13 protein-coding genes are annotated in these 20,667 nt (G+C 37.4%); 1 reads left to right on the top strand and 12 read right to left on the bottom strand.

From position 1 onward, the window contains the following. Positions 1-132: 132 nt before the first annotated feature. From ACLNCS_RS01585 to mecA, 3 genes are all read right to left on the bottom strand, one after another. A complete protein-coding gene (locus tag ACLNCS_RS01585) occupies positions 133-5,946 on the bottom strand; it encodes a ZmpA/ZmpB/ZmpC family metallo-endopeptidase (protein ID WP_424846897.1) in 5,814 nt (1,937 codons plus the stop codon). A 1-nt stretch (position 5,947) separates the two neighbouring features. After that, the gene (locus tag ACLNCS_RS01590; RefSeq protein ID WP_225750590.1) at positions 5,948-6,511 is read right to left on the bottom strand and encodes a TIGR01440 family protein; all 564 of its coding nucleotides are present in this window, start codon (positions 6,509-6,511) and stop codon (positions 5,948-5,950) included. A 194-nt stretch (positions 6,512-6,705) separates the two neighbouring features. Then, entirely contained in the window at positions 6,706-7,443 is a 738-nt protein-coding gene (mecA, locus tag ACLNCS_RS01595) for an adaptor protein MecA (protein WP_004252273.1), read from the bottom strand. Between the two features lie 124 nt (positions 7,444-7,567). Here mecA and ACLNCS_RS01600 point away from each other — a divergent pair, with 124 nt between their 5' ends. After that, entirely contained in the window at positions 7,568-9,046 is a 1,479-nt protein-coding gene (locus tag ACLNCS_RS01600; protein ID WP_424846900.1) for an oligosaccharide flippase family protein, read from the top strand. A 119-nt stretch (positions 9,047-9,165) separates the two neighbouring features. On the opposite strand, the gene ACLNCS_RS01605 is transcribed toward ACLNCS_RS01600, so the two are convergent. The 9 genes from ACLNCS_RS01605 to aroA form a co-directional block, all read right to left on the bottom strand. Then, the gene (locus tag ACLNCS_RS01605) at positions 9,166-11,673 is read right to left on the bottom strand and encodes an MBL fold metallo-hydrolase (RefSeq protein ID WP_424846902.1); all 2,508 of its coding nucleotides are present in this window, start codon (positions 11,671-11,673) and stop codon (positions 9,166-9,168) included. Between the two features lie 37 nt (positions 11,674-11,710). Continuing rightward, on the bottom strand, positions 11,711-12,523 hold the full coding sequence (locus ACLNCS_RS01610; RefSeq protein ID WP_049494750.1) for a LicD family protein: 813 nt from the start codon (positions 12,521-12,523) through the stop codon (positions 11,711-11,713). 43 nt (positions 12,524-12,566) lie between these two features. Further along, positions 12,567-14,723: a LicD family protein gene (locus ACLNCS_RS01615; protein WP_424846904.1), complete on the bottom strand. Its 2,157-nt coding sequence runs from the start codon at positions 14,721-14,723 to the stop codon at positions 12,567-12,569. Positions 14,724-14,743: 20 nt separating this feature from the next. Then, a complete protein-coding gene (locus tag ACLNCS_RS01620) occupies positions 14,744-15,712 on the bottom strand; it encodes a glycosyltransferase family 2 protein (RefSeq protein WP_004252251.1) in 969 nt (322 codons plus the stop codon). Beyond that, a complete protein-coding gene (locus ACLNCS_RS01625; RefSeq protein WP_424846906.1) occupies positions 15,696-16,541 on the bottom strand; it encodes a LicD family protein in 846 nt (281 codons plus the stop codon). The genes ACLNCS_RS01620 and ACLNCS_RS01625 overlap by 17 nt, the downstream gene beginning before the upstream one ends. A 143-nt stretch (positions 16,542-16,684) precedes the next feature. Beyond that, a complete protein-coding gene (locus ACLNCS_RS01630) occupies positions 16,685-18,004 on the bottom strand; it encodes an LCP family protein (RefSeq protein ID WP_424846908.1) in 1,320 nt (439 codons plus the stop codon). After that, positions 18,001-18,849, bottom strand: a complete 849-nt coding sequence (gene pheA, locus ACLNCS_RS01635; protein WP_424846910.1) for a prephenate dehydratase — start codon at positions 18,847-18,849, stop codon at positions 18,001-18,003. The genes ACLNCS_RS01630 and pheA overlap by 4 nt, the downstream gene beginning before the upstream one ends. After that, positions 18,846-19,322, bottom strand: coding sequence for a shikimate kinase (locus tag ACLNCS_RS01640; protein ID WP_281137796.1), 477 nt, complete (start codon positions 19,320-19,322; stop codon positions 18,846-18,848). Before ACLNCS_RS01640 ends, pheA begins: the two co-directional genes overlap by 4 nt. Beyond that, positions 19,315-20,598, bottom strand: coding sequence for a 3-phosphoshikimate 1-carboxyvinyltransferase (gene aroA, locus ACLNCS_RS01645; protein WP_424846913.1), 1,284 nt, complete (start codon positions 20,596-20,598; stop codon positions 19,315-19,317). The genes ACLNCS_RS01640 and aroA overlap by 8 nt, the downstream gene beginning before the upstream one ends. Between the last annotated feature and the right edge of the window lie 69 nt (positions 20,599-20,667).

Here is a 20,667-nt window from a genome sequence, read left to right on the forward strand (position 1 = left end):
TGAATATAGATATTGTATTATAGCTCTATTATATACCTATCACCCTAAAAATACTTGAAATCTGTTTGGAAAATAAGGCATCTTTTGGAACACAAAAAACTCCCACCTGCTTAGCAGGTGAGAGTCAATTGATTATTTAAAGATAGAAGTTTTAAAGCTATCTGTTTGTTGAAGAAGTTTCTTAAAGAGTTTTTCTTTAAGTGATACGGTGTTGTCAAATTTGACAGAACCATTACTTAGAGTGGTCTTATCTTTATCAACTGCTTCAGCAAATGCACGCTTCAAGTCTTCATAGCTATTGTATGTTTTACCATCGATTTCAATAGATTGAATTCCATTTTTAGCGTTATTCACTACTTCTTCGAAGTAAGCTTTCTTCCAATCTTCGAGATTGTTGAATTTTCCTTCAGAAATCTTGTTAATGATGAAGTCATCACCTAGAGTATCTTTACCAGCTTTTTTAGATTCAGCTTTTAGCATGTTAGAAGCATAGTTTAGGAAGCCTTTTTCGTAGCCATAGTAACCCCAGATTCTAAAAGTATTATGTTTGAATGACATAGCTCCAGGAGCACCTTCACTGGTATTACCACCATAGATACCGGTCATCATTGGAACATTCACATAAGCAGAATCAAAGTCAGATGGATTATAAACTCTATTACCTGGACCACGATTGGTCATAAAGTTGTTGGTAATGAGATCATTTACTGTATGCAAAGGAATAGTCTTTTCATCATCACTTAAAGGTCGAACCTTATCGAATTGATTCTTGGTGTTGTTTCCTCGGTACTGTTTGTCTACTTTCTTGAACCAAGCATTGTTTAAATCTTGATTTGCTTTATTGAGGACAGCTTCTCCTTCAAGATAATCTAGAAGCATGAGAGTGTCATTATAGCCCTTCATGTAACGATCAATTTCGTCACGTGATTTAAGGTCATTTGGGTTGGTGTTATACCATTGATTTCCATCGTTTGGACGTTCATAAGCCATGTTGAGACCTAGGGCTTTGTACTCACCATTTGGATTTGATACTGACGGAGTTTGTAACATTCCTTGAGCAAATGCTTCAAGATCCGTTCCTTCACGGTGTCTTGAGCCACCTAGGTATACCATTCGGTCATTGACGTGAGTTGTTTCATGAGTAAAGGCAGATACCCCAAAATCACTAATCATGTCCGTCACCATAAAGAAGACAGAATCATCCTTATATGGATTCGCATAAACGCGAGCAACAGCTCCCATACGCCAATCAGTCGCATGGTAACGGTCTGTAGGTCCATACAATTCACGGATAGGTGCCACATCTTTACCACTGTTTGTATGGCCATAACGGTCAGTACTAATGCCTTTATAATTCTGGTTGTCCAGTACAGGTGTTGGAACCATATTATTGCTCTTCAAGAGCTGATTACGTACTTTATCTAGAGATAGACGTGACCAGAAATCTAAGTAATTCTGTTGTCCTTTAGCAACCTTATCAATTTCAGCTTTGAAGGCATTACGCTCTGCAGAGGTATTCTTACCATATTTCTCAAATGAACTATAAGCCATTGTATTGTAAGTTGAAATCAAGAACATATGGGCATCTTTTAAGTTCAAGAGTGGTAAAATCATCTTGCCATGCATATCGTTGTTTAAGCCTTCATAGGCTCTGTGTTTCTTATCTGCAAAATCAGGATTTGTTGTTTTTGGTTCCACGATATAGACATTATCTTTGGTTGCTTTGATAAACCAATCATTCAAGTCTGTATCTTTTGTAAAGAGCTCCATGTTATATTTCAGAAAGTCATTTAGGTTGCCAGAAAGAGTATTTTTAGCAACTACTTCACGGAAGGCATCGTGTGTACGAGTTCCTTTGACATAATCTTCTTTTGAACCAATTTCAATCAAACGGTCTAATACACTTACATTCTTACCATAAAAGTCTGGCTTGAACAATATGAGTTGCTTGATATTGAAATCATCAAACTTCACTCCGTAATAACGGTTAAGGTAAGATAGGCCAAGGAGAACCGCTGCCTTGTTATCATCAATTTTCTTGATCAAAGAACGTTTAGCAGCTTCATCTGTGTTTAATTGATGATCCTCATTTTCAACCAACTGTTTCACAAATTTAGTAAGGTTATCCTTAACTTCTTTGAAGGTCTCTTCAAGATAAAGGTTCTTAATAGCATTAACTTTGTTTGAACCAGTTCTACCAAGGTGCGTGTAGATTGGGTCAGATTGTAATTCCACAGGACTCAATTTTTCAACAATAGCATTGATGAGATCACTACGGTCCTTGTCAACCATATTCGGAGTATAAAAAACTTCACCAAGTTCTGCAATACCGTACTCTTTCACTTGTTTCACTTTTGAATCTTTAGGTGAAATGGTAAAGATATCTTTTGTCTTATCTGCATAGTGGATCATAATATGATCAGCATCAGCTAATTCCGTAACAAAGGTATTGCCTTTCATAGCAGTTACAGACAATACTTCTTTAGTCAAGAGAGGACTTCCTGCAGCTAATTTATTACCTTGGTCTACAATCCACTCTTTATTATAGAAAGGTTGAAGTTTTGCAATATTACGGTAAGCTAGCTCACGAGTTGCATCATAACTATCAATTGCTTTGTACTGATCGTCTTTGTTTAGACTGTTATTAAGCTTGTCTTCAATAGGTTTGCTGCTGGTAAATTTATCAGCAGTGATCCCCATTGCTTTAATTTTCTTCTCGGCTTCTTCCAGTGAGATACTTGGAATTTTACGTGAATTGTTAAAGGATTTTTTACCTTCACTCACGTCATCAACACTATAATTACGTTTGGTTCTTGAATATGTGAAGTAGTCGTCAGCATCAATATCTGAATGACCAAACACCATCTCACCTGTTTTGACTTTCATCATAGTGATGTTGTCTTCAATAGTACCTAAGGCCCAGTTAGTACCCAGCAATCCACCAGACTGAACGGCTTCTTTCAGTTCGATAGAACCTTTAGCAACTGAATTTCTTAGGACCCCTTCTGTACCGACCGTGTAGTTATTAGCACCATTTTGAGACGAATAGACTAGTCCTGCAGCTTTTGCTTTATTACCAGTGATCTCAGCATCAACGTATGCTTTCTCAACAACACCCTTCCAGTTTTCACCAAGAATACCAGCTAAATAGCCTCCTCTATTGCCAGCAGCGTGAAGTTTACCGATAAAGGCGACATTACTTACTTTTCCACTACCATCAATTTTATTGATAATACCAGCTACATCATTGTTACCAACAACACTTCCGGTTGCTTTGACATTTTCAATAGTTGCATTGTTTTTGATAACACCTGCGATTGGAGCTACTCGATCAACTCCAGGCATATCAATATTGACATTTTCCAGTAAGAGATCCTTAACAGAACCACCTTCAATGTTTCCAAATAATGGTCTAGTGATATTATGAATAGCAAATTTATTACCATCAGTACTTCCTAATGAACCTTTAAAGGCATTGGTTACATAAGATTTGCCAGCCGGTGGTACATTATTAGCATTCATATTGCTACCAAGCTTAAAGGTACCAGTAGGATTTGCTTGCATAGCTTTTACAAGTTCATAAAAGTCGTAATACACATCACCTTCATGAGCTTTTGGTTTAGGCAAATAGTGTACATACTCTTCAGTGAAACGATTTTCTGCAGTACGTTGAATCAAATCTGGTGCTTTTGCAGTTACCTTGTATAGTTTATCTCCATCTACAGTAACTTCTTCGATTTTATCAACAGCTAGTTTCGTAACCTTGTTATCGTAAGTCGTAACTTTTAAGTAGTATGGCTTAACATTCGATGGTTTCTCGGACAAGAGACTAGTATCAGTCTCATTACCTTGGTCATCCACACTGATTAAGCTTGTTTCCTTAATATTTTTGACTTCAACTTTTTTAAGGTCGATTCTCAATGGTTCTTCCTTAAGAACTTCTTCCTCGTCACCATTACCACGATCATACACCATGGTCGTTGCAAGTGTATAATCCTTGTAATAATCTAAATCAGCTAAAGCTGTCGCAAGATTAGACTCTGAAATAGCAAATGTCTTAATAACTTGATCGCCTTTTTTCAACACTGCTTGAATAGATTTGATAGTCACTCCATCTGGTTTTTTAAGGCTATAAGTTGCATTTGCACTTCGATTCAATTCTTCTGTATCAACTTTAGTTAATGTTAGAGTAGGTTTTTCTAATTCCTTAGTACCTTTTTTGATAATGTGGTCTTGTGCCTGTTCAAGAACTTCTTCTGAAACAGTAGGTGCATCTGCAGTTTTCACACCCTTGATAGTCTTGTAGACTTTAGTAATTTTCTTCTTACCATTCTTACCAACCTGAGCAACTGTTTCAGTTCCCTTGAGTAGACTAGAATCTTGTTCCGTTATCGTTTTAAAAGGAACTTCTTCAACAGAAACTTCTTCGGTTTGGCCTTCAATTGCTTTGGTTCCGCGACTGATTTTTTCAGCTACAGGAGCTTTAACAACTTCCGTACTAGTGGTGATAGCTTCGCCAACTTTCTCCCCATCTACAGTTTTATAGACACGATGTATGAGTTGACTACCAACTTCACCCTTTTGAACAACACTTTCTTCGTCTGTATAGCGATTAGAATCCGATAGGTATTCTGTAGAATATGGAATTGTAACAGTTTCTGTTTCAGTCACAGTTGACTCAGTCACATTGTATTCTGGCAAGCTCGGTTGAATGAGAGGTTCACCTTCGTGTCCTTCTTCTTGAGTGCCCTTAGCTGTTACTTCATCTGTATAGGCTGGGAGTTCCGGTTGGATTAGAGATTCGCCTACATGACCTTCTTCCTGAGTACCCTTGGCTGTTACTTCTCCTGTATAGGCTGGTAATTCCGGTTGGATTGGAGATTCGCCTACATGGCCTTCTTCTTGAGTTCCTTTATCAGTTACTTCTCCTGTATAGGCTGGAAGTTCTTCCTGAACAAGAGATTCGCCTACATGACCTTCTTCTTGAGTGCCCTTGGCTGTTACTTCTCCTGTATAGGCTGGTAATTCCGGTTGGATTGGAGATTCGCCTACATGACCTTCTTCTTGAGTACCCTTAGCTGTACTATTCTCTGGTTGGGCTGGAGACTCTGGTTTGACAGGGGATTCACCAATAGGAGCTTCTTCTTGGGTGCTCTCTGTTGTTTCTTCACTTGTATGAACAGGAGGTTCTGGCTGAACGAGAGATTCGCTTCCTTGAGTTTCTCCCTGTGTTGCTGTAGTTGTAGTCTCTTCGCTGTAGGTTGGAAGCTCTGGTTGAACAAGTGATTCGCCTTCACGAGCTTCTTGTGTCACTTTATCTGTAATCAAGTTATTGCCTTGATTATTTTCAGGCATTGAAACCTTCAAATCAGCTTCTTTGAAGTAACCAATGTAGTCATATCCATCAATTTGAATAACTCCGTTGGCTAAATCTTCTTGACTACAAGCAGAGATTGTTTGGTTATAAGATAAAAGAATTTGATTTTCAAAAGCTTGAATCGTCTGAGGAACAAAGTAGCTACCTCCAAGTGCACCAATAAATAGAACACCTGCTATCTTATTACGTCGCTTCTTAGAGATCACAAGTACAGCAAGTGAAACTGTCGCAAAACCAAAACCAACCAGACCTAACTCCTTACTTCCAGTATTTGGTAAATGTTGCGTATGAACTTCTTTTTTTCTATAGACAAGATAAACAACATCATCTTGTTTTAAATCAGAAGGGAGGTCCTTATGAATAAGGGCCTTTTCAGCTTCTGTCAGCTCTTGCTCTGCTAAATAACGATAGTGTACCTGATTTGGCTCACAAACTTCATTAGCTGCTACTTGATCAAGCAAGAGGTTGTTAGCACCGAAAAGTACGGCTCCGATAACAGCAGAACCGACTCCAACAGAGAACTTTCTAATAGAATATTTTATAACCTTTTCAACTTGTTTCTTTTCCATTTTACAATTTCCTAATAGCATCTTGTGGATATTGAGCACGCGCCCCTCCAATCAGTTTTGGACGACTAGCAAGGGCAGTTACGTGGGCATGGCCAATAGATTTCAAAACTGGACGAATAGGTACTTGCACATGCTTGATATGCATCCCTATAGCCGTATCTCCAATATCGAGTCCTGCATCAGCTTTGATGAATTCAACTTCAACTGGGTCTTTCATATAGCGAAAGGCCGCCAATTGCCCTGATCCTCCAGCGTTCAGTGTCGGAAGAACACTAACAATCTCAAGATTGTATTTGATTGCAACCTCTCGTTCTACTACCAAGGCCCGATTAACATGTTCGCACCCTTGAACTGCTAGGTGGATTCCTTTAGCTGATAAGATTTCTAAGATTCTTTTAACAATTAATTCTCCAATTTCTTGACTAGAGGCTTTCCCGATGTGTCCTCCTATCACCTCACTGGAAGATAAGCCCAAAACAAAGAGAGCCCCCTCATGGAGAGAAGCCTTTGCCAACACATCTTCTAGGATTTCCTCTACCTCTTTTTGTAAATGTCCTTGGTCCATACTTTACCTCGCTTATTTCTTTCTATGATATCGTTTTTTCATTATTTTAGCAAGCTAAGTGACGTAATAGAAAGTATTCATCTATAGCACCTCAATTGAGTTTACAAAAATTATCGTATAGTCTAAACCTAATCAAATTCAAATCTAAAACGAAAAAACAGAGAATTCTATTTCTCTGTCTTTTTTCAAATACTTCAAACTTTTTGGAGTCCTTGGACGGCATCGTGATTGATGATGATTTGACCGTATTCTTGGAGAACTGAACGGCTAATATCACTATCATCTGCAAATTCACGCATGCGAGCCAATAACCAAGCTGGATAAATACTTGGATGATCTTCTACATCAACCAAGACTGTTAGATAGTATTGGTCGTTCATTTTGTAAAGTTCTGAAGTCTCCATTTGGTAATCAACTGTTTTCGCAAAAGAAACCAAACTAGTTAAGTCGTCAAAGCGTAGGATGTAGTAGACATAAGGTTCTCTTTTCCCTTCATCCACCTCAGCAATTTCATCAATCGCTGCTTCCTCTTCTTTTTCAACCTGCTCTAGAGATTGAATAGCTTCAATGTCTTCTTTAGTTTTCTCTGCCATGGTCTTTTCCAATGTTTTCAAGAACTCATCTGGAGACATTTTTGCTAGTTCATCCATGTCAGGAAGGTCTGCCAAATCCTCAAAATCCAAATTTTGGTCAATCTTAGACTTGGTTACAAAGACGTCGACCTTATCAGGCTTCGGTGTCACTCGGAAGCTAAGCATACCTGTATCCAAGAAACTGTCTGGCATCTCTAACTCATCCAGAATGGCATAGAAAAACTCTTCTGTTTTTTCTTGTGGAACGAGAAAGTCTGCGATTTCCATTCCACGATCCATCAAATCTTCTAAAGACATGGTGATTTTTAGTGTGGTATCACTGATTTGTTTCATTTTCATAGTTCGTAACCTCATACTTTCAGTTCTATCTATTATACAAGATTTAAATGATTTTATCAAAAGAATGGCGTTGGAATGTGATATAATACTAGTATCTATTTTAGAATGTAAGAAAGAAAGTTCCATGAAAAATATAAAAGTTAATGCTTTGGCCAGCTTGCTGGTCAATATTTTAAACATCGTTTTTCCCCTGATTACTAATCCCTATCTAACGCGGATTCTTAGTAAATCAAATTATGGCTACTTTAACACAGCTAACACCTGGGCGAGCTTTGTCATTCCACTAGCTGCCTTTGGGATTTACAATTATGGGATTCGAGCAATTAGTAAAGTAAAGGATGACAAAAATAAGATTAATTATGTCTTTTCTAAGTTGTTCTATATTTCGCTCATTACTTCAGTTGTAACAACAGCTATCTATTTCCTCTTTATTTATTTTGATACTAGTATTGTCAATCTAAAAATTCTTTACTATATCCTTGGAATCCAAGCTCTCTTCCAATTTCTGAATATCGAATGGATGAATGAAGCCTATGAGAATTATTCTTTTATCCTTTATAAAACACTCGTGATTCGTATTGGAATGTTAGTCGCTATCTTCGCTTTCGTTAGGACACCTGATGATATTGTTCCTTATGCTACAATCATGAGTGCAACAACCATTATCAACTATCTACTCAGCTTCCTATGGATTAAACGAGAAGTTTCCTTTGTCAAGATCGAAGTTATTGAACTCATCAAAGCATCTAAGCCTCTTCTAACCATGTTGCTTCTAGCAAATGCCAATATGCTCTACACCTTGCTAGACCGTATGTTCATTACCAAAGGACCTGATGAGAATTACATCTCCTACTACACTATTGCTTCAAGTATTGTTATGCTGATTGCTAGTGTCCTGAGTGGAGCTATCAATGTCAGCATTCCTCGACTTGGTTACTACTTAGGAAAAAAAGATTTTCATTCTTATAAGTATCTGGTCAACCAAGGTGCATCTCTCTTTTTCTTCCTCATGATTCCGACTAGCATCGGAATCATGGTTTTAGGAACTTATGCGACAGTTATCTACTCTTCTGAGAAATATATAGAAGCAGGAATTGTAACAAGCGTCTTTGCCTTTCGAACCATTATCTGGGCTATCGAATTAATCCTTGGAAAGCAAATTATCTTTATCAATGACCATGAAAACCGATTAACAGCTTTCTACTTTATCGGTGGCGGTGTCAATGTCATCCTAAACTCTCTGCTCCTTTTCAACAACATCTTTACTCCTGCCTATTACATCGGGACAACGATTATTGCTGAGGCAATTGTGGTTCTACTTGAAATCCGCTTTATTCAGAAGCATAAACTCTTGGATTTGAAAGAAATTTTTGGAACATTAACTCGCTACACAATTGTGTCACTAGGCTTTATTCCAATTTACTATATCTGTAAAATTCTCTTCCAAGTTCATAGCTATGAAGTTACGATGAAGATGATTAGCATGGTTCTTTCTACAATCGTAGCTTGTGGTATCTATTACGCTATCACACTCTTTATTATCAAAGATAAAACACTTCATTATGCGCTTGATCTAGTTCGTGCTAAAATTAAACGAAGTTAACAAAACACCTATAAAGCTTATTAAGCTTTATAGGTGTTTTTATTGTAGAAAAATTTAATTAAAAATCAGTTAGAAACTTATTTCTTTTCTTGATTCGTTTGTGTCTTAGATTTAGTAGATTAATTTTTCCCCTCAGACGCAACAGATGAGCTTTCTGTTTGTTGAGTTCTCTCAACTTCTGTTGTTTCGAAAATGTGCCCCTGACTTTTTGCCACAGTTTGTTCCTGAGTTGTTTCCTCGGTTGTAACAGTCGTCCAAATTCCATCTGCATTGAGCTTGTACCCGTCAGGACTTGTTCCATTTCTTAGGAGAGAACCATTTGTTTGGAAATAGTACCAGTTACCATTCAGTTGTTTCCAACCAGTTTCCATGGCACCACTTGCATTGAGGTAATAGCGTGCCCCATTTATCTCTTGAAGGCCTGTTTGCATGATACCATCCTTATCTAGATAGTACCAAAGTCCATTTTCTTTGAGCCAACCTGTCTTCATCGCTCCACTATTTGTAAAGAATCTGTATGAGTCATCGAACCACTTCCAGCCCGTTTGCATAGCTCCACTTGCATTTAGATAATAGCGAGTTCCTTCAATTTCTTGAAGGCCTGTTTGCATGATACCTTCTTTATCTAGATAGTACCAAAGTCCATTTTCTTTGAGCCAACCTGTTTTCATCGCTCCACTATTTGTAAAGAATCTGTATGAGTCATCGAACCACTTCCAGCCCGTTTGCATAGCTCCACTTGCATTTAGATAATAGCGAGTTCCTTCGATTTCTTGGAGGCCTGTTTGCATGATACCTTCTTTATCTAGATAGTACCAAAGTCCATTTTCTTTGAGCCAACCTGTTTTCATCGCTCCACTGCTTGTGAAGTAGCTATAATGATTATCAAACCATTTCCAACCTGTTTGCATGGCTCCACTTGCATTTAGATAATAACGAGTACCTTCGATCTCTTGAAGGCCTGTTAGCATGATTCCTTCTTTATCCAAGTAATACCAAGTATCTTTATCCTTGATCCAGCCTGTTTTCATTGCACCAGAACTTGCAAAATAGTTCCAATGCCCTTCAATCAAGGTCCAACCTGTTTGCATAACTCCCTTATTATCAAAGTAGTAGGTTACTCCATTGATTTCTTTTTTACCAACTATTTGTTTTCCTTCTTCATCAAAGTAGTACCAGTTTGATTCAATTTTTTTCCAACCAGATCCTGTCTCATCTGTCTCTAAAGCTCCACTACTTGCAAACAACAGCTTTTTACCATTAAATACTTGTAAGCCAGTCAGCATTTTACCATCCTTATCAAAGAGGTATTTTTGACCACCAATTTCAGCTAGTTCATTGTAACGTCTTGCACCGTTTGACTGGATGTAGTACCAAGTATTATCATGATAGAACCAACCACCCGTCTGCATTTTACCATCATTGTTTAGATAGTAGTCATTAAATTTTGGTTCTCCATTCCATTCGTCAGTGATACGGAGCCAACGACCACTCTGCATTTGACCTTTTCCGTTAAAGAAATATGTAGCACCAGCAATATCTTGCCAACCGATAGCCATCTGACCATCTTTTAAACGATACTTCCAGTAACCATCTTCTTGATACCATTTCTCATCAACATTAGGAATATTCGGAAAATCTCCTGAAACATTTGTAAAACCTTTATCACTAATATCAAATACAGTTGCATCCTGAGTTTTACTTGATGCATGAATCACTTGAATATTTTTATTTTTTAGATAGTCTCTCGTTGAAGCGAGGTTAATATCTCCTCCAGTTGTTTGGATAATCATACTAGGAGAAAGGTGATCAATGAAACCAATTGTATTAGAAACCTTGGCATCGTAGTGGTGATTCCATTTCATCATATCTACTTTTCCAATAACAGGCCCTAATTTATCTTCAGCTCCCTCAGCATTATCCAAATCACCACCAAGATAAATTCTTTTTCCTGCTACAGTTACTACTGCAACAATTGAATTGGAATTATCATCAAGAACTCTTTTTAGGTTCCCATCAGAATCATATTCATTTTTATAATTATAAAGCTGAATATCCATGTCCCCAAATTTGAACTTGCTATCTTCATCTTTTATGTCTTGAATAAGTGTAACTCCCTTATTCTGTGCAGCACGAAGAGCATTATCATAATTGAAGAGGTTATCCCACAATCCCCAAGTACTTGTAATTCGTTGATCCGAATATTTTTTCAAATAGAATTTATCGACTTGATAGCGATTAAGAATTTCATCTGCTCCACCTATATGGTCGCTATGAACATGAGTTCCTAATATAAAATCTAATTTCTTGACACCTAATTGATCAAGGTGGCGAATCAACCGATCTTCCAAAACTTGATAATTGTTAATAGAGATTCCCCATCGATTAGGATAACGTGTATCCGTTCCATCCGGAAAATCATAATCCTCTCCCATATCAATCAAAGCATAGTGGCCATTACTTTCTAGTAAAATAGCATCACTTCCAGAGTTAGCTTTTGTATTGATAAAGTGGATACGATTCCCTGAACCTGTTGAAATAGTATCTGCATTCACTGTTTGTGCTTGAATTATTGATGCCGATAAGATCAAGGCACTAAGTAATATTGATTTTTTCATAGTTTTCATAAGGCATTCAACTTTCTCTTTTTTATATACTCTTTCATTAATCAATCCAATAATTGTTTTCATTCCCTGGTGTCTGTTGGTCAACAGGGGGTGGGGTCATATAATCTTCACCAAACTCATAGACAAGAATCTCATGGTATCTTCTTGGTACTTTTAGAATTAGATTTTCATACGGCATATCAATTGTATCATACAACCATTCTTTTTTAATACCAGCTGGATAGTAAGAGTCATAAGTTGAACAAACTAAGTCTGTAGAATTTTCAACACTGTATTTTAATGCAAGTTGTTCAAGTTTTTGATTCCATAATTGAGGAGAAGTAAATCTAAATATTGCTGATGCAATATAACGAGGAAGATTTTTAATTCCTCCATTTTCATATTTAATTCCCTTAAAGTTTAACGACGATAGACGAATTAATTGCTTATAGAGCTTCATTTTCTTACGATCTTGTTCGTCTGTAACAAGACCATCATACGGAAAGACATCTACACAAGTTCCAAGAACAACACTTGAATCTAAAAGATTCGAATCTCTCCGTGTTCGAATATCGTAAACTCGCATATAACTATATGGATATCCCTTGGTTTCTCTAAAAGAAATCAGCTTATAGTATGGGTGGTTATCATTTTTTAGAACTGCATATAACTTTTCAAATTCATCTCTAGCTAAAGAAATGTCTGTATCATCATCCCAAGGAATAAAACCTTTATGACGAACTGCACCTAATAAAGTGCCAAAATCGATAAAATATTTGATATCATGTTTTTCACAAACTTGGTGTAAGTATTCTAGAATTCCAAGCTCAATTTGCTTGATTTCTTCAAGGCTTAAGATTTTTTCAGACATTATTTATCGCTCCTAATCTCTACTTCTTTGTTTAAATAATAATCTATTGGTTTTCAGTAATCTTCCACAATTTGAAGTCATGATGCGAAACTTGTTGCTCAACTGGTGGTAACTGCATATAATTTCCATAATCTGAAATTAAAACTTCATGATAATGTTTTGGAATCATAAATTTCTTACCTTCAAAGCTACCAGCTTCAACTTGTTCTAACCACTCACGTTTCCAAACGGGCTTATTCATATCTTTATAGACAACATAGTCCACCAATTCATAATCTTCTACTTTTCTAGATTTAGCCAATTCATCAATCTGGGAAACATACTTATTTGTGTTAGTGAAATAAAAGATAATAACAGAAATATAGCGGATAATTGAATTTACTACACTTTTAGTATTGGTAATTCCTTTAAAAGTGTAACAACTTAATTGACGCTTTTTAATAATCTTGGTCATCTTGTCCTTAAATGCCTGATCATCTTCATAACCATCTACGGGGAAAATATCAACATAAATCCCCATATCTGAATCAATTCGAACATCTTCTTCAACCAAATAGGTGTGATTGTCTTGAACTTTCATAAATGGATAGACATAATTGACATTATTTTTATAAGACATTAATTCATAGCGCTCGTCTGGATGTGCAATCATATAATCTTGCAGCTTTTCATAATCATCACGAAGCATACAAATATCCATGTCATCGTCCCAAGGAATAAAGCCTTTATGACGAACTGCACCAATTAAACTACCATAGGACAAGAAGTATTTGACACCAATTTTATGACACACTTCATGGATATACTCCATGATTCCTAACTCCATTTGTTGAATTTCAGAAATATCAGTTACTTCTTTGTAACGAATATTTTTTTCTTTTTCACAGATCATTAGACCATATCCCACAACTAACCAAAAAATGATGTTGATGAAGTTGGTTGAATACATAATTTGGCTCTCAAACAACTGACCAAATAAAATTCCAAAGAATAGAGTCATAATCAGTTTTTCAGTATTTTTCTTGGATTTAATCAAGTAAGAAACAAAGCGGAAACCTACATAAACAATGATAAGTATGAAAGAAAAGAGGCCCAAGAATCCGGAACTCACAAAAATGGTAACAAAGATATTGTGGAAATTACCTCCAATAAGTGAGTTTTTAATTTCAAATTTACTAAAATATTTTGTGTAATAATCTGATACGTTTCGAACACCATAACCAAATAGAGGTTTTGCACGTCCCATTTTGATTGCATTTTTCCAAATATATGTACGTCCACTTGGAGTTGTTTCAATCAAGTGAAGCTCCCCATTTTTCTTAGCAACATCCGAATCAGTTTCAGAATAAGATTCACCTTTATTTAAGTCAATTACAGTTGCCTTGGCCGCTGAAATATATACCGATGTTAAATAACTAATACCAATATTGCTACCTATTAATAAGATACTAGCTACTAGAAAAGTTAGCCATTTTTTGGCAAATTTTCCCCTAGCGACAAAAACACAATAGAATACTAGCATTAGAAGAACTGATAAAAGTGCGCCCCTACTCTGCATAGTTGCAAAATAAACTAACTGAATGATATTATTAATTTTAAAATAAACAGAGTATTTGCTTCCCTTATGTATTAAATACATAGCAAAAACTATACTAATGTATGAGAAAATCGCACTGGCGTTAGGGTTAACAAGTCCCCATAATCGGCCATTCATTACTCCGTAATAATAAGAGTTCTCTCCAATCTGAAATAGAATTAAAACTCTTGAAAGTAATAAAGCAAAAGCAAATATAGCCGAAGCAAATGAGACAATCTGTATGGTTCCTGCAATCATACCTAACAACTTCCTTAGCTGATTAGGTTTTACCATGGTAAATAATAAAACATAAGCCAGCATAAAGAAAATTTCAACCATATTTCCGAGCAGGTGTACAGATCTATTAATGAGCGCTGATAAAAAGTGACTGCCCACTAAAAGACCAAATAGGGTAAGAAACTTCTTATCTATCTCTATTCGTTTCCAATTAAAAAATAAAGTTAAACAAATTGACAGAACAACAACTGCTGAAAGTCCCTTATAAATCGGATTGGTTACTTTATAAATTAGCGAACTCATACTTAAAATCGAAATGAAAATAAAAAGATAAGAAATCCACAGTTTTGATTTTTCAAAGCATTCATTCGTTTTTGAAAAATTCATCTTCAACTCCTTTAATAACATTATTTATTCAAGCCTACAATTTGTCTATAAATCCATGGAGAAATTCTTAGTGACAAAATGGCTATTTTCCGAAAACTAGTAAAATAAGGATCTCTCAATATTTGTGAGGTATGACTAAATATCCACTTTCTCAATTGAGTTTTCTCTTTTTTATATTCTGTCGAATCTGTGAAGATTATTTTATCGTAGACTGTAATATAAGACCAAGATTCTCTATTTACTAATTCGGGTTTTAATTGAGGGAAACATTGATAAACTTTAGGAATAATGATTTTATATACTTCTATAGTATCAAAAACATGATTATTCACAGATGTAGTTGCACTTCCCTCTCTATGATCATAATAGTATATTGGTTTATCTATAAAAACACTATTACATTTTGTTTCAAGCAAAACTTCTGTTAAGAATAGAGCATCTTCTGCTAAATGATAATCTGTACTAAATTTAAAATCTTCAATTAATTCCTTTTTAAATAATTTTGCAACAGGGAAAAAAGAAGTTCGAGCAGTCATCAATAGTTCTTTCATGGTTTGCTCAGCAGACCATACTGACTCTTGACCTGAAAAATCAGGCAAATCTGTCACTTGTCCATTTTTTACATGATGCAAACGAGCAACTGAGAAACCAACAGAAATATCTGTTCTTACTGCGCTTATCAAAGTTTCCAAATAATCTGGCGTAATAAAATCATCACTATCAACAAAAGTTATCCATTCTCCGGTTGAGTTTTGAATACCTACATTTCTAGCATTGGAGACTCCAGCATTCTCAAGATGAAAAACCTTGATATTCTCATTTTTAGAAGCCAGCTGATCACACAAGTCACCACTCTGGTCTGTCGAACCATCATTAATAAGAAGCAATTCAAAATTGGTATAAGTCTGCTTTAAAATCGACTCAACACATCGTTCAAGATAATTTTCTACGTTGTATACAGGAACAATGATACTAATTTTTTCTTGCATTGTATTCTCCCTTATATTCTGTATAGCTCTTATCCATATCTGCTATTACGGCATCGTGGTGAGGTACTTGCTTGTCTGCAGGCGGTGGTGTCATATAGTCACCAAAAGCTGTGCTAAGATAAGCGTCATAACCAACCGGAATAGGCATTTCTGTTCCTTCGAAAGGTAGGAAGATGTTGTCTTCAAAGGCCTGAATTGGATACTTTTTCTTCATGTATCCTGGCCCTGAACATAATTCTGTAATGCCATCACTTTCGGCTGGTCCATACTTGGTCATTTCTTTCTCAGCCTTTTTCCAGATACGATAGCGAAGCGATTTAGGAGTCAACCCTAGTAAAATGGTACTACCCCACTTCATGATAGCTCCATGTTTTTCTGGAATGGTTTGTGCACAAAATAGAGAATAAATCAAAGCCCAGCGGACCTGTTTCTTACGCTCTGCTGGATTTTTAGGGTAATAGTCCAAGGGAAGAACATCCAAAGCCAAGCCGTGGGGAAGATCCAAATCTTGTTGATAAGGCTTGATACAAGTCGTCTCCTTATCACGAATGGTGATAAAGAGGTTACGGTCTACATAGTCTTTAGAACTCTTTGATAAGAAGTAACGCTCATCCGCATATTGAGGCCATAATTCTGCTAGTTTTTCATAGTCCTTTCGTGGCATAAAGAAGTCCAAATCATCATCCCAAGGGATGAAACCTTTATTTCGTAAAGCTCCAATTGCTCCTCCGCCACACAAATAACAGAGCAAGCCATGCTCTTTACAAAAGGCGACAAAATATTCAGCCATCTCTAAGCTACGGGCTTGAATTGCCTTTAAATCACTCATCTCATTCTCATCCTCTTCTATAGAATTACATCATTTCATTATACCATAAAAATGGTCAAAAAATCCATCTAACCATGTGAAAAATCAAAGCCTGAGACACCCATTTAGTTAGATGTCTCAAGCTTTGATTTTAATTAATTTTTTTATCTGAATCCCATTTGGGCTAGCTTATTCTGGTAGGCTTTTTGATCCACTCGAAGTGCTAGACCTCCATAGACATCATAGTCATCTACCCAGTCTCCAAGTTCCGGTACTGTTAGTCTTTCAATACCGTTCTGACCTCCTTCGAGGACGGATAAACCGTTGGTTAATAAGAAAGTATAAGGAAGGTTTGTCGATGTCATGGCGAATACTTTACCAAGTGCTTCTGAACCTGTGAAAAGTTTTGTAGGATCTTTAATTTGCTGTAAAACAGCAGTCATGACTTGTTGCTGTCTACGAGTACGGCCATAGTCCCCTTCATCATCATCGCGGAAACGTGCATAGTTGAGAAGAGTAGAACCATTCATTTGTTGTGTTCCGACTTTAATAGTTTGTGTTGGTGACTCGGTTTCTGTCGCATGCAAGTCATCACCGACTGTAGCTTCTGTAACTGGAACACCATTTAGAGTTGAAAATTGAGCATCAATAGTCACACCATCAGGGAAAAGGGTATCAATGGCAGTCGCAAAGGCTTGGAAATCTACAAGAGCATAGTATTTGATATCTAGGTCAAAATTATCTTTAAGGACCTTACGTACCATTTCAGCCCCTTGTTTTCCTTCTTGTTCCCCCAATTCGTAGGCTAAGTTCAACTTGTGGTCAGTTTGTTTTTGTCCGTTAATAACTTGGCTATAACCATCAATATAAACTAGGTTATCTCGCATAAAACTTACAAGCTTAAGTTTTTTATCTTTACCACTTACATTCAGAACCATAATAGAATCTGTCCGTGTTTCTGCACTATTCTGTCCAATACGGCCGTCTGTCCCTAAAATAAGAATATTGACACCATCTCTTGTATCCTGTCCATTGAAAACTTCAACTTGGGCAGCCTTGGCATCTTTCGACCCGCTTGAGCCATTCGGATTGGCTGACTGGAAACCTTTCAAGAACATGAAAATCATTCCTACTGCAGCACAAAGCAACAGCATTCCTAACCAAGCAAGTATGCGTTTAAAGCGAAAGACTCTTTTTTTCTTTGGATTCTTCTGCTTAGGAATTTTAGCTTTTTGTTGCGGTAGACTACAACGTCGACTAGCACGACTTCGATTAGTATAACTCGGAAGACCTGTGTTAGGTTCCGTATAGTCTTGGTTTTCTGCTTCTTCTACGGCAACTGAACGAGCTTCTTGTTGACCATCCAGCTTAGCTTGTAAAAAAGCAAACTCTCTCTTTTCTTTATCATTCAGATAGTGGATGTTTTTTAATAGATAGTCGTAACGTAGTTTCTCATGGTGTGTCAGAGGATTTTCTCTAGTCATTCCTTCTCCTTCCCTTTATCCTGTATGGTATAGATAGGGTAAGCTCCTAGCACTTTAAAGTGGATCCCAATCGTTTCTAATTCTTTTTGAGCAAAATGGACCAATTCTTTATCAGCATAGTCCACATCAATGATAAAAAAGTACTCACCTAGTGCTGTTTTTAAGGGGCGACTCTCAATCTTAGTTAGGTCAATCCCGCGCCAAGCAAAGGTCGAAAGCGCCTTATATAAGGCTCCCGGTAGATTGTCTGGCAAGGTCAATGCTAGACTCATTTTCTTAGCATTTGCATTCAAGGGCATTTGCGGTGCCTTGGAACCTAACACCCAAAAGCGAGTGAAATTGGCTTCCATCTCTTGAATGTCTTGAGCAATTAATTCCAAACCATATTCTCCAGCCGAACTTTTGGGGGCAATGGCCGCAAAAGGCTGATCTGGATGCTCTGAAACATAGCGCGCAGCGTATGCTGTACTGGCAGTGACTTCTAGTTGAGCGTCTGGATAATGTTCATCGATAAATTTCTTCCCCTGCGCCAAGGCCTGCGGATGAGAAAAGATTTTCTCAATTTTAACTTGCCCTGGCACCGCCATCAACTGTTGATGAATTGGCTGCACAATCTCCGCCACAGCTTGAATTCGAGCTTGGTGAAAAAGATAGTCTAAGGTCTCATGAACACTACCTTCAATGGAATTTTCAACTGGCACTACTGAATAGTCTACTAAGCCCTGTTCGAAAGCCTTGATAACGTCTGTAATATTTGAAAAAGGCTCTAGTTCCTCATGAGGAAAAGCCGTTTGCACCACATGGTGCGAAAAAGATCCTTTGGGACCTAGATAGGCAATTTTCATCTCAGTTCCTCTATAATTTCATCTGGGTTTAAACTTGATACATCTACAATCTGACTAGCCACTTCCTCATACCAAGCCTGTCTTTCTTTAAAAATCACAGCCAAATCTTCCTTGCTATTCTTTAAAAATAGTGGGCGTTGATTATCCTCATCGGCTGAAATTCGCTGGTACAGGGTCTCAAAATCTGCTTTAAGGTAGATGTTGTCTGGATTTTGTTTGAGCAAGGCACGATTACGTGGAGAAATGACAATCCCTCCGCCTGTAGAAATAACTTTATCTGTCTTTAGCAAGTCAGCTAGGACTTCTTCTTCTAGTTGGCGGAAGGCAGCCTCTCCTTTTTCTTCAAAGAAACGAGCAATCGGCATCCCCAGTCGGCCTTCCAGCAAGGCATCCATATCTACGAAGTCAGAATCCAGCTGTCTAGCAATAGTAGTTTTTCCTGAACCCATAAAACCTAGTAAAACCTTAGCCATGAATCAAAGTCTCCAAATCATAAAAGAAGCTTGGGTAGCTAGTATTAATAGCTTCGGCTCGATCCAATTCAACTTCTCCATCTGCAACCAAGAGAGCTGCAATGGCTGTCATCATGCCGATTCGATGGTCTCCAAAGGTGTTGACTTTGGCTCCATAGAGGGAAGATTTCCCTTTGATAATCATGCCGTCTGCTGTAGGAGTAATAGTTGCTCCCATGCTATTTAAAGCATCTGCGACAACTTGAATGCGATCCGTTTCTTTGACCTTGAGTTCTTCTGCATCTTTGATAACTGTTTGACCTTGAGCTTGGGTAGCAAGGAGCGCGATAATCGGCAATTCATCAATTAAACGTGGAATCAAGGCTCCACCAATTTCTATCCCTTTTAGGTCTGAAGTTTCAACAGTCAAGGTTGCAGACTTGGCAATTGGATCAATATCAGTAATCTCTAATTTCCCACCCATAGCTCGGATAACATCGATAATACCTGTACGTGTTTCATTAATACCGACATTCTTAAGTACCACTCGAGAATTTGGCACAATCAAACCTGCTACTAACCAAAAGGCTGCACTAGAAATATCTCCTGGTACGACAACCGTTTGTCCACTTAGTTTCTGTGGCCCTTGAACAGTGATTTTCTTACCATTGACACTCAAATCACCTCCGAATTGTTGGAGCATATCTTCTGTGTGGTTACGAGTGCACTCCTTTTCAATGATGACTGACTGACCCTGAGCCTGCAATGCTGCAAAAATCAAAGCTGACTTAACTTGGGCAGAAGCGATTGGCAATTCGTAATGAATAGGTTTTAAGCTTTTTGTTCCTTTTAAGTGCAACGGTGGCAAGTCTCGCTCTGTTTGACCTGAAATTGTAACTCCCATTTTTTTCAAAGGAAGGGTCACACGATCCATAGGGCGCTTGGAAAGACTATCATCTCCAAACATCTCTACTTCAAAGTCTGCACCAGCAAGGACACCTGAAATTAAACGAATAGATGTCCCAGAATTCCCCATATCCAGGGCTTTCTGAGGGGCTTTCAATCCACCCATCCCAACACCTTGAATGGTAACGACACCGTCTTTGTCCTCAATCTCTACGCCGAGGTCACGAAATACCTGCATGGTTGACAAGACATCTTCACCACGCAAGATATCATAAACCTTCGTTTCACCCTCAGCCAAGCTTCCAAAAATGATAGAGCGATGACTGATGGACTTATCCCCAGGTACGCGAATACTACCATTTAAGTGCTTAATGTTTGTTTTTAATTTCATACCGGCCCTCATACTGACAATACTTTTTCTTATTTTATCATAAAAAGTCAGAAATTTCTTGAAAATTCC

The organism is Streptococcus sp. CL9.43 (assembly GCF_049737935.1).
Classification (GTDB): domain Bacteria; phylum Bacillota; class Bacilli; order Lactobacillales; family Streptococcaceae; genus Streptococcus; species Streptococcus infantis_I.